Below are 11,790 nucleotides of genomic sequence, written 5' to 3' on the forward strand. Positions count from 1 at the left end.
AAATGAAAAAACTACTCAAATCTATTCCTTTAGTTGTTTTATTCCTTTTACTCATTGGTGTTTTAGCTACTGAAGCACAAGCAGACACAGACCCAGCAATGCCTCAAACAGACATAGAGACACCTATTGACGGTGACGCTACAAACGTTGGAACCCCTGATCAAGGGAAGCCTGTTGAAAAGCCAAATAAGACAGAGAATGAGAAGGAGAAAGCGAAAGAAGAGTATATTAATCAACCCTTGCCAGAAACAAATGAAGAGCTTTATAAACAATATAAAGATCATTCATTCGAGCTTATGACAAGTGAGATAGAAGGAAGCCTGACAAGTAAAATCGGGCAACAAATTGGTGTCGGGCTTAAATCGATCTTTTGGGGAATTGCCCTGTTTTTCGGGCGTGCAACTATGACATTGGCTGAATTTACGTATGCTGTTGATATTACAAGTACACTGAGAGATTTTGTTAAAACACTTACTGAAGCATTAGCAGTTAGTATGACAAGTGTGTCCGGCAGTATTATTGCTGGATTTGCGGTTCTTGTCCTAGTCTATCGCTATGCTATGACTGGTAAAGTATTAGGAGCTATTCGAGTTTTTGGATTAGCTGTTATTATTTTCACCTGCTTAGCACTTCTGAAAGATTACAGTAACGAGGCTTTAGATTTTATAGAAAACACCGGGGACGATATAGAATATGCACTATTAAAAGCGTCACCCACTCTAAATGCTGAAGGGAAAATAGTAGTAGAAGATAACACTGCTCAACCAGCGCCACCGACTACTGGAAAAACAAATGAAGAGCTGAACGCTGAAGCCAGTGAAGCACCATTAAAGAAAAGTGCAACAATACTAGCGGCTAACAACTTTAAAAATAATCTTTTCATTCCATATTTAGAAATGCAATATGGAACAGCGAATGTATCTAAGATCAAGGAAAAGAAACTTGAAATTGACGGTGAGGAATACGACCGGATCGCAGGTCTGTTAGATAACGAAGGGAAACAAAGCTTTTTAGAAGCAGCGACAACCTATGAATTAGATACGTTGGAAAATAAAACAGTGACACCTAGCAAAGCAATGGGGGTCGCTGGTAACTCATTACTATACAGTATTGTAGGATTTTTCCAGGTGATCATTCTTTTTATCGGAGTGATTTTGAAAAATATCTTTGCTTTTTTCTGTTTATTTATTCTACCGGCGTTCGTAATCGTATTGATCATTTCGCTGTTTAAATCAGATGGAAGCGTGCTAATTCAATATGGAAAAAGTGCTGGAACATTAGTGTTTATGAAAGCAGGAGTTTTTTTTCTGCTATTAATGTACTCAACAATTATTAGTTTTGGTTTTCAGTCAACAGCTGGAAAATCCGGAATCGGTCGATTTTTCATGATGTTACTGTTCATTTTCTTGCCGGTCTTTTTCTATTACTTCAGATATTTCTTCATCGCTGCAGTAAAAGGAGATCTAAGGGGAGCCATGCAAGAGGCAAGAAATGTAAAAATGAGGCGAGATATTGCCAAATCTAGGAAACTTGCCCAGGCTGAAGCCAAAGAACGAAAACAGCAGAAAGAGCGTGATCGGCAAAAAGAAGAAGCTGAAAAACGTAAACAAGAAGAAGCGTCCTCTAGTCCTAAAGACGCTAAAGAGAAGCGGGAACTATCGAAAGATCGTAATCAGGATAGAGATAGGCAGCAAAATGAGGACAAAAAAGAAACGGGGACTGACGATCAGGAACAAACAAAACAAGCGAAAACGAAAGAATCTCTTTCAGAAGATCGCCAAGCGTCCAGCCGTCAAGAAGCACCAGACAAAGAAAACGAACAAACCGCTTCCGGAGAAAATCAACAAAATCCGAAAGAGGCAAAAGAAACAGCTGGAGTTAGTGGAGAAAGAAAAGGAGCTTCGAGAGAAAATGAAGCAGCTGAAAATTCTGCTACTAAAAATGATCCAAATGCTGGTAAAGCGGATCAACGGAATGAACAAGCCAAAGAACGACAAGCAAAATATAGGAGTAAGCAGCAAGAGAAAAAAGATAAGTCTTCTGCTACCTCTGAAGGTAAAAAAGGTGCTGAAAGTTCTGAGAAATCAACCGATAAGAAGAAACAACCTGCAGCGAATGAACCAGCTGCTAAACAAAACCCTAAAGAAGCAGGTAAGACACCAGCTGCAGAAAGAGGGAGCATTGGACGTGCTTCTGGAGCCAAGCAATCCTCTGATCAAACGAAATCAGAACGAGCTGCAGCTCGTGAACTAATGGTTAAAAGGGTGGAGAGATCTGGAGGACTAGAGATTCAATCAGGATTAGGGAACTATAATCAAGTACCAAAAAGTTCAGCTGAAAACATTGGTGCAATGGCTGCATATACCCGTCATATTCCAAAACGTGCGAATGAACAGAGTAAAGCAACTGTTAAATATATCCAGCGAGGAAGAAATAGAGTTGCGAAAGAAATTAAGCAAGATCCAGCTATACAAGCTGTTGGTCGAGGAATACAAAGTGTCCGTCAATTTGGTACTGATATGAAACAAGGCTATGCAGACCAAACGTCTGCTCACGAGAGAGCACGTGCAGATCGTTGGGACAAGAGAGGATTTTCAGAAGAGAATCAAAGTCGAAAAAATCCAAAACCGTTGCCAAAAAGTTCTTTTAAAAGAACGAAATAATTATTTTGATTTTCGATTATATTTCAAAATCCCATTTTTCTTACTATTAAAATGTTATACTTAAAGTGAATATAATTAATCATTGTATAGGAGGAATAATATGTTTAATGGTGGGACTGAATGGGTTAGGGCTGATTTTCATTTGCACACAAAGGCGGATAAGGAGTTCTCTTATACCGGAGAAGCCGATAGATTTATTTCTGACTACGTAGAAAAATTAAAGTCTGAGGAAATTAAACTCGGAGTGATAACTAATCACAATAAGTTTGATTTCAGTGAATACAAAGGTATAAAAAGAAAGGCTAGTAAAGAAGATATAATGATTTTACCAGGAGTAGAATTATCTGTAAAAGAGGGATCCAATGGAGTTCATTGTTTAGTAGTTTTTAAAGAAAGTGACTGGATAACTGGAGGGAAGGAGTTTATAAATCAATTTTTGGATGAAGTGTTTAAAAATATTGATAATAGAGAAAATGAAAATACTAGATGTAAAGATGATCTACCTAATGTAATTAAATGTCTTAACTCATATGGAAAAGAATACTTTATTTTAATGGCTCATATTGAACAAAAAAGTGGATTTTTAAGTGAATGTTCTGGAGGGCTCATAGGTTCGCTTTCAAAAAATATGGATTTTAAAACAAGAGTACTAGGTTTTCAAAAAGGAAGAACTCGAGATAAAATGGCTCAATTAAAACAATGGATGGGATATGAACTACCTTACGTTGAGGGATCTGATTGCAAATCAATAAGTGACATAGGAAAAGGAGAGAAGTCATTTATTAAAATTGGTGATAATTGCTATGATTCCGTAGTTTTGGCATTCAAGGACTTTAAAAATCGTATATCATTAAAACAAAATGAAGTTTCTCACGGCTATATTCGGTCTATTGAATTTTTGGGAGGTAAATTAAATGGTGAAAAAATTTATTTATCTCCAGAATTAAATAGTTTGATTGGTATTAGAGGAAGTGGGAAATCCAGTATTATTGAGGCTATCAGATATGCCTTAGATTTAGAACCTTCAGAATCTGATGGAATATATAAGAAGGAAGTTGTGGAAAATTTATTAGTTTCTGGCGGACAAATAATTTTAGAAGTGCAAGATAATTTTGGAAACATTTATAAAATTAAAAGAATATTGGGAGAGAATCCCCACATACTCGATATGAATGATAAAGTAGTTGGAGCAAAAATGAATACTATTCTTAATACTCCATTATATTTTGGTCAAAAAGATTTGTCTGCCATGGATAATGGTTTCGAGCTAAAATTACTAGATAAGCTTGTTGGAAAAAGAGAAAAAATTTCTGAAGGAAATTTAGCTGATATCGAGAATGACTTAGTTATAAAAATTAAGGAACTAATTGACTTAGAAGATAGAATTAATAATATTGATGAATTAAAAAAGACTTTACAAGATATTAGATATAAAATCAATGTTTTTGAAGAACACGGTTTATCTGAAAAATTATCAAAGCAAGTGAACATTCAAAAAGATAGAGTAAGAATTGAAAGAGCTAATACTTTAGTTCAGCAATATTTAAATAATCTTGAAAGTATTTTAGTAAGTAATGATCTCAAAGAATTGTCCGAATTAGAGAAAATTAAATCCAAAGAGGTTCCAGAACTATTAGATAAATTATCAACAGAAATAGTAAAAGTTACAAATACTAAAAGTGAAGTACAAAAAATAATAACTAGTATTAAAACATCTAAAAGCCAAATAGATAAATATGTAGTTGATATTCAGCAAATCATTGATTCTCTTGAAGAAGAATTTGCAGAAATAAAAAGACAAATCAACATCCCGAATTTAAACCCAGATGATTTTTCAAAACTTAAGATCAATGAAGAGAGAGTTAAAGAAACTATTAAAAAGATATCTAAACAAGAAGAAGAAAAAGAAAAAATTATTAATGTAATCAATGGATTGATGGATAAGAGAAATCAAGCTTTAATTAGTGAATTAGAAGCTTACAAACATGAAATAGATAAAATTAACTCTAGTCAAAGTGCATTAGATCTGACTATTACTTTCAAAGGAAATAAAGATTTCTTTTTAACTAAGATGAGGGAATTTTTCAAAGGAACAGGAATTAAGAATCCAGGATATGAATCATTAGCCAATGAATTTTCCGATTTTGCTTCGCTTATTACAGATATTCTACTTGGTAAATCTGAAAAGACATCTAAACTTTTATCAGATTCACATTTACAAAAAATAAAACAAAAAATTAGGAGAAATTACGAATCTCTAATTAAGGTCAGAACCCCTAATCAAATAGAAATAAAATACCATGGTAAACCGATTATAAAGCATTCAATAGGACAAAGGGCTTCTGCACTGGTATTGTTTATTCTTTCTCAAAAAGAAAATAATTTGATAATGATTGATCAACCAGAAGATGATTTAGATAACCAAGTAATCTATAACGAGATCATAAGAGAAATAAAAAATAGAAAGACAGACGTACAGTTCATTTTTGCTACACACAATGCAAATATCCCTGTTCTTGGAGATTCAGAACAAATTATTACAGTTTCATATGATGAGAAAAAAATTGATATCCAAACAGGTAGTGTTGATAATAAATTAATTCAAAATAAAATTGTTGATATTATGGAAGGAGGGCAGGAAGCGTTTAATAAAAGAACAGAGATCTACAATTTATGGAAGAATTATTGATAGAAAGAACAAAATATAAATATTAAGCAAAAATCCTGTAACAATTTTTTGTTACAGGATTTTTTTGAAGTTGATACTTTTCATGGAAATTTGATAGTCATTGTCGTTTCAGAATTTAACATACTCCGATGAGACTGAATCATGATCAAAAGCGATAGATAGAAAAAGATATACTTAATTAAAATACTACACTTTTCATTCTTTTTTCTTATATATAATAAACTGATAAATGGTAAGAGCAAATGCGGCAGATCCAATGATCATGGCTCGCATTGTCCAAGAACGAATTTCATTCTTGTAATCAGATGAAATTCGTCCTTCTTCCGAGACAACTGAATTAGTAAAGTTGATCATTAATGTACAAAAAAGAGAAACTAAATATGAAATATCTTTAGATACTTCGATTATTTTTTCTGTTTTAATACTGTCTTTAATAAAGAACTTTTTTAATAAGAAAAAGGCAAAGAAATAGAACAGTAAGGATAGCAGTAGTATGAATGTTATTACAAATTTAAGTTTTGAAAATGTGAGTTCTGATTTTAAGAATGGTGTTAATCCTAACGTAAAGCTAAGAAACGGTAAACCAAGTAGTATTAGCACTGCTAAAAATATTAGTAAAAATTGTTCGATTTTTTTCTCCATTAAATAATACACCTCTATTTAAACTATTTTATTTATTTTATCATAAATAAATGAGTTTAAGAATTACAGAATAAGGAGTGATTAAGATTTATGTTTCAACAAGACTGGTTTCAAAAGCCGCAGAAACAAGACAAGAAAGAAGCAAACCCTTTGATTGTTTTAACGATGATCATTGGACTAATTGGCTACCCCTACATACTTGTAGGGAGCCTATTCTACTTTTATCTTTTGTATAAAGATAAAGCAGAGCGTATGGAATACGAACCGGAAGATCCCAATTTTCAATCATTGATCGTCCGCAATTTTAAATTTTGGTTGATCATTGTAGGGCTGTTAACTGTTATTAATCCATTACTATTTATCGGAGGTTTAATGGACGGTTTTCTATCCTGTTATTTACCATTTACAACGGTATCATTTAATGCTCAAACACTTCTTGCACTCCCTATGGGCGTTGCATGGGGTGTTTTCTTTTTATTATCTATTCATGCTTTTGTTGCTGGAAGACGAGTAGAAGGAATTGAAGAGAAGCAACGCAAGGTACAGAGTAGCACAGCATACCAGGAACGCCGGAAAAATCGATTTGAGGAAGCAGCTGCCGAGAATCGAGAATTGGAAACAAATTTTAGAGAAGCGAAAAAACGAAATCTAACCATCAAATTAGAAGAGGGGAAACAACAGATTTCATTAGGTATCGATGAATACGGGAAACCAAACTATATCCGTTTTGTTGAATTATTTCAACATGTATTACTTTCCGGGACAACTGGATCTGGTAAGACCACCGCACTAATGATTTTTGTAGAACATGCTTGTAAGTATGATTTGCCATTGGTTTTCCTTGATGGAAAAGGAGCTAGAGAGACTTTAGCTGATATTGAAAGAATTGCTGCTCGATATGGTAAAAAGGTTAAAGTGCTAAGTGAATTGGATCAACTGCGTTATAACCCTGTGAAGCATGGGAATAGTGTAGCAATACGAGATCGATTAGTCACTCTAGCAAAATCAGAGAGTTCTTTCTATACTGCAAATGCTCAAACACTATTAATGAATACAATCCAGTTACTCGATACGTTCAAAATTGCCAGGACGCTGCACAACGTCCGTAAATATATTAATGTAGGTCAAGTACTTTCCTTATTTGAAGAAGCGCTAGGATTGACACAAGATACACCGTCTATTGTCGGCGAACAAGAGGATCTATTTGCTGGTAGTGGATTTGTCGAAAAGTCTGAAGAAGTGCAGAAAACAGCAAAGAAACGACGTAAGAAAGAGACCCTTATTGAGACAAGATTTACAAAGATTAAACAGCAGAAAGAGAAGCTTATACCTGATCACCGCCGCTTATTCATACAGCTTATGGAAGAGTATGAGTATGAAAAAGAAGGATTCATGTATCTTTACAAGAGTTCTGAAATGCTCAGAGTGAATCTATCAATGTTACTTGATAGTGAACTAGGGTATCTCTTTGACACAACGGATCCAACTGCAGAGGAACTTGATTTTCTTGAAGTGAATAAGAAAAAAGAAATCGTCTTTATTACTCTAAATGGCTTAGTCTACGATCAATACATTTCTATGTTGGGACACTTTGTGATCTCAGAACTGAACTTTATGGCGAGTGAAAAATATGCCAACTTTGATAAATCCGAATTTCTGTTAATTGGTGACGAGCCACAAAGTTATTTAACCAAGAATGCGATAAGCAGTGTAAATAAAGGACGTGGTGCAGGTCTAGGGTGCATTTTCAGTCCACAAACACCACAAGACATTGAAGATAAAGAAGAAGGTATGCTCGAGTTGTTAATTGGAAGCGTAAATACTTACATGATCGGACAAATCAACAGTGGGGTACAAATCGATTATCTAGCGAAATTAGCCGGAACGTATGAAGACATTGAAAAAACGTCAATGATCGAACAACAAGCTGGATTATATGATATAGGAAAGAAAGATTTTCTTGCCCAACGTGGGACTGTTCGTGACGTTGAAAGGTACTATTTAGATCCGAAACGGATTAGAGCGTTACGTAAAGGTGAGTATTATGTTTACAGAAAAGCAGATAGTATTAATGAACGTCCGAAAGTAGTTTATATGCGCAAAGTAAGCTAAATGTTCCTCATTTATTTGCGGATCATTCGATTTAGAAATATGAATAGCGTTCAAAACATACTTGTTTCATATTCCATTCATAGTGAAAAACAAAATAATTCTTACAGTAATTTTTATTGAAAATAACAAGAAAGAGTAGATATTGTCTTAAATACTCTTTCTTTTTTTTGCGTCACTTTCTATATGAAAACACGTTTACTTTATATAAGAAAACTGGTGCACTTTATGGGATTGTCCGTCCACGCCGATTCTGAGGCGGAAACGTTGTTATAGCGGTGTTTAGTTGCCTTTTTTCATATGCGGTGCATATGAAAAATTTCCTGACCTCACACTCTCTACGTGGCTAAAGCCAAGTATATAGTGTGAGGTCAGGAAACCGGCAATAAACAAATAACAACAATTATCAGAATCGGCGTGGACGGACGGTTAAAACTAGAAATGGAAAAAATGAAAAATACAATAAAACAGATGGAAATAAAAATAGAAAGAGAAGAGATCAACCCCTACCCCAATCATGGGGTCTCAAAAACACCCCCTTGCGCCTGCGCCCCCTCTTAATCTTTAAGAGGGGGCTGTCGCTGAAGAGCAAGCACTAAATTTTTATAGTAGTAGCAGCTGAAACTTATTTACAACTGAAGAGAGTGGTATCAACCCCTACCCCAATCATGGGGTCTCAAAAACACCCCTTGCGCCTGCGTCCCCTCTTAATCTTTAAGAGGGGACTGTCGCTGAAGAGCAAGCACTTCACTTTGTGTAGTGGAAGCAGCTAAAAAAGATTCTATTGAAATGAATCACAAAAAAATTTACATTACGCAATTTATACGGATAAGGAGACATAGAATGAACGAGTTATTACGAGATTATTCCAGTAAAGAGGATCTAGCCAAACGAACAGTCCGGGAGCTGGTGCTGCTTGTACTTAATGAATTACGAATAACCACTATTCGGCAGCTATACCAGGTTATTTGTTTAGATAAAGCTGTATCAGAAAAATTTGTTTATCGAGTAGTAAAAAAATTAGTTGAGAAGGAATATCTGGATTTTATCCGGATTGGAAATGGAAGAAAGTATTTTTTAACCGAAAAAGGGAATCAATCGATCAGTTCGTTTTATGTACCTGTAAAAAATCCTGATTATCATTTAAATCACTTTATGCAAATTAATGATGTATTGATCGATTCCTTAGAAATCACCAAGCAGCAACCAACATTTTCATATGTGGAAACAGAACAACGTGCGTTCTTTGAAATGAGAGACGGTGTAGATTTTGAACAAGTAATAGCAATGAATGTTCCGGATTTTCAGCTGCATTTTGAAGAAGAGAATCAGACGAAGAGACGATTTTATTTTGAGGTTGAACTATCAATCAAATCAAAGAATCGTTATTTGAAAGAGATTTTCCCCTGGTATAGGGAGCAATTAAAAAGCTATCCAAATGATGTTCTATTTTACGTTACGGGAAATCCTGGAATCTATGTAAAGCTTAATCAGATCAGAGAATATTTTATTAATCGATACCAATATACCGAGTTTGAGCGATTTTATATTATTCCCCAGTCCTCTTTTAAAGAAGAGTATGAACTAATTTGTAGTCGGCTATTCCGTGAAAAAGATTAAGAGCAAGACCGTGGGACCTGCCAGCCCCACACCCCGTCCAAGCGTGCGCACGCTTGACCGCAAAAAATGTGAAAGCAAGCTTTCACATTGAAACGCAGGTTTTTCAGCGAGTAGTCCTGCTTTGAGAATGTCTTGCCGTTGTGTCGATGCCCGTTCCAATCAGTTGAAGATTTCCTAATCGCATACCAGGCATTCGGACAGTATAAACTAAGCGATAACCTGAATTTTGACAAGGGTAAATATACGAGCAAGCTCGCCCTTGTCAAAATTCAGAACATAGCTTCGAGACGTTTATGCCGAACGCCAGCTATACGAAAAGGAAATCTAACAACTGATTTTCACTCACGATCTTTGACAACAGAAAAACAACCATCTAAAGAGTAAGGCTCACGCCTTAAAAACGCAAAGCGTTTAAAGATCTTTAAAACCTCGGGGCTTTGCCCCAAACCCCAGCCAAACTACCGCAGCCGAAAAGGTTGGTAGGGGCGGCTGAAAAATTTAATAAACATTTCTGTTGAAAAGAAGCGAAAAGGAAGGGACAAGACAATGAAATTCATTAAAAACGTTGAAACATTAGAAGAATTGAAGCGTGAATACAAACGCTTATCGCTAAAACACCACCCGGATTGTGGCGGCGATGAAGAAGACATGAAAGCATTAAATAATGAGTATGACGAACTTTTTCAAAGGTTAAAGCATATTCATAAAAATAAAGAAGGTGAGTTTTACGAAAAGGAAACGGAAGAAACGCCGGAAGAATGGCGAGAGATCATTTCTAAGTTGTTAGCTCTGAAAATGATCGGTGTTGTGATTGAGGTTGTAGGCTCGTTCCTTTGGGTATCAGGTAACACCAAACCTTATAAAGAACAGCTAGGAAAAAAAGGGCTAGGGTTGAAATGGAGCCAAAATAAATCCGCCTGGTATCTGTCGCCTCCAGGATATAAGAAATACGGAAAACAAAAGTTTGAACTAGATGAAATAAGGGAAATGTACGGATCGCAACAAGTGAAACGTAAAGTCCGGGAGGGAAAACTTATAACAAACTAAATTAGATGATTGTTTTTCTGTTTCAAATGAGCGTAGGCGCAGCAATTTCTAGGAGGATTTACAAATGAAACCATTCTATATTACACCAGGCATACAAAACGATATACCACAAGAGGTGCTTGAATTTATTCTAGTTCTTTACCACAAAAGATTATTTACAGCTGAGAACGTTGACTATTTACAAGTTTTTGAGCTTACAGGGTCTAACTATCTTCCACGGCTGCAGCTGATCCAGCACAGACAAGAAGAACCCGAACTAATTGAAAATAGCTTTGTACCGCTAACTGAATCAGATGTATGTGAAACTACTATCTACATTATTGATGATGGCGAATACAGAACAATGTTACTAGCTGATGAATACTAAGGAAGGTGAAAACATGGAAAAAAAAGAAAGTTCTCAAATGATCAACTCGGATTTTGATTATCTATCTTACTGGAATAAAGGGCTTAAACGTCCTTTATCCAATAAAGAGTATGAGGAGCTGCTTTCTCAACAACAAAGATATGAGCAAGCAAAAAAAGATAATCATTGTCAGGCTTGTGGGTTTGCAAATAAAGGTTCCGTCATTATCAGTGAAAAAGGAGATTACGGCTTTCTTATGCATTTTGGAATGTGGAGCTGTCAAAAAACTTATCAAAGGTGTAGCTATTGCGGGGAAAAAAACCCGAGATAGAAAAATACCAGGGCATATGCCTTGCCCTGAATTTATATAGAAATTGCGAGCGTTTCAGATCGAAAATAAAAATTATGAGGTGATCAGTATGTATAAACAACTAGCAGTTAATTTGTGGGCAGCCCATGAAACATTAGAAAAAGGGCAATCACTAAATGAAGAAGAAGCAGCACCGTTAAGCAGCTGTTAACAGAGGTCTTAGGAACAGTGGTTCCAACCAAACAAGAAAGCGAACTATATGAAGAAGCCTTGATCCTGGTTGATCAAGCAGCAACGAAAGAAAACGCAGCATTTTTTCAAGCAAGAATTAATCAGTACGAAAAAAAATACCAAAACTAAAAAA

9 protein-coding genes are annotated in these 11,790 nt (G+C 35.3%); 8 read left to right on the forward strand and 1 reads right to left on the reverse strand.

Annotated features, from left to right (window positions below; genetic code table 11):
• The first annotated feature begins 2 nt into the window (after positions 1 to 2).
• Both JZO69_RS09205 and JZO69_RS09210 read left to right on the forward strand, forming a co-directional pair.
• Complete coding sequence (locus JZO69_RS09205; protein WP_207112588.1) at positions 3 to 2,663, forward strand: MFS transporter; 2,661 nt, start codon at positions 3 to 5, stop codon at positions 2,661 to 2,663.
• Positions 2,664 to 2,763: 100 nt separating this feature from the next.
• Positions 2,764 to 5,352 (forward strand): TrlF family AAA-like ATPase, encoded by a 2,589-nt coding sequence (locus JZO69_RS09210; RefSeq protein WP_242586668.1) that lies wholly within the window; start codon positions 2,764 to 2,766, stop codon positions 5,350 to 5,352.
• A gap of 195 nt (positions 5,353 to 5,547) precedes the next feature.
• On the opposite strand, the gene JZO69_RS09215 is transcribed toward JZO69_RS09210, so the two are convergent.
• Positions 5,548 to 5,994 (reverse strand): hypothetical protein, encoded by a 447-nt coding sequence (locus JZO69_RS09215; protein WP_207112589.1) that lies wholly within the window; start codon positions 5,992 to 5,994, stop codon positions 5,548 to 5,550.
• A 90-nt stretch (positions 5,995 to 6,084) separates the two neighbouring features.
• Here JZO69_RS09215 and JZO69_RS09220 point away from each other — a divergent pair, with 90 nt between their 5' ends.
• From JZO69_RS09220 to JZO69_RS16745, 6 genes are all read left to right on the forward strand, one after another.
• Positions 6,085 to 8,106, forward strand: a complete 2,022-nt coding sequence (locus JZO69_RS09220; RefSeq protein WP_207112590.1) for a type IV secretory system conjugative DNA transfer family protein — start codon at positions 6,085 to 6,087, stop codon at positions 8,104 to 8,106.
• 840 nt (positions 8,107 to 8,946) lie between these two features.
• Positions 8,947 to 9,723: a replication-relaxation family protein gene (locus tag JZO69_RS09225; protein WP_207112591.1), complete on the forward strand. Its 777-nt coding sequence runs from the start codon at positions 8,947 to 8,949 to the stop codon at positions 9,721 to 9,723.
• 546 nt (positions 9,724 to 10,269) lie between these two features.
• Positions 10,270 to 10,770: a molecular chaperone DnaJ gene (locus JZO69_RS09230; protein WP_207112592.1), complete on the forward strand. Its 501-nt coding sequence runs from the start codon at positions 10,270 to 10,272 to the stop codon at positions 10,768 to 10,770.
• 64 nt (positions 10,771 to 10,834) lie between these two features.
• A complete protein-coding gene (locus JZO69_RS09235) occupies positions 10,835 to 11,137 on the forward strand; it encodes a DUF960 family protein (protein ID WP_207112593.1) in 303 nt (100 codons plus the stop codon).
• Positions 11,138 to 11,150: 13 nt separating this feature from the next.
• The gene (locus JZO69_RS09240) at positions 11,151 to 11,447 is read left to right on the forward strand and encodes a hypothetical protein (protein WP_207112594.1); all 297 of its coding nucleotides are present in this window, start codon (positions 11,151 to 11,153) and stop codon (positions 11,445 to 11,447) included.
• Positions 11,448 to 11,654: 207 nt separating this feature from the next.
• Positions 11,655 to 11,786, forward strand: coding sequence for a hypothetical protein (locus JZO69_RS16745; protein WP_277989628.1), 132 nt, complete (start codon positions 11,655 to 11,657; stop codon positions 11,784 to 11,786).
• Positions 11,787 to 11,790: the final 4 nt, after the last annotated feature.

This window comes from Candidatus Enterococcus ikei (genome assembly GCF_017316105.1).
In the GTDB taxonomy this organism is placed as follows: Bacteria; Bacillota; Bacilli; order Lactobacillales; family Enterococcaceae; genus Enterococcus_L; species Enterococcus_L ikei.

Coding starts and splice junctions, on each gene's coding strand:
- JZO69_RS09220 (WP_207112590.1), top strand. CDS start 6,085: ATGTTTCAACAAGACTGGTTTCAAAAGCCGCAGAAACAAGACAAGAAA.
- JZO69_RS09235 (WP_207112593.1), top strand. CDS start 10,835: ATGAAACCATTCTATATTACACCAGGCATACAAAACGATATACCACAA.
- JZO69_RS09230 (WP_207112592.1), top strand. CDS start 10,270: ATGAAATTCATTAAAAACGTTGAAACATTAGAAGAATTGAAGCGTGAA.
- JZO69_RS09225 (WP_207112591.1), top strand. CDS start 8,947: ATGAACGAGTTATTACGAGATTATTCCAGTAAAGAGGATCTAGCCAAA.
- JZO69_RS09210 (WP_242586668.1), top strand. CDS start 2,764: ATGTTTAATGGTGGGACTGAATGGGTTAGGGCTGATTTTCATTTGCAC.
- JZO69_RS09205 (WP_207112588.1), top strand. CDS start 3: ATGAAAAAACTACTCAAATCTATTCCTTTAGTTGTTTTATTCCTTTTA.
- JZO69_RS09240 (WP_207112594.1), top strand. CDS start 11,151: ATGGAAAAAAAAGAAAGTTCTCAAATGATCAACTCGGATTTTGATTAT.
- JZO69_RS09215 (WP_207112589.1), bottom strand. CDS start 5,994: ATGGAGAAAAAAATCGAACAATTTTTACTAATATTTTTAGCAGTGCTA.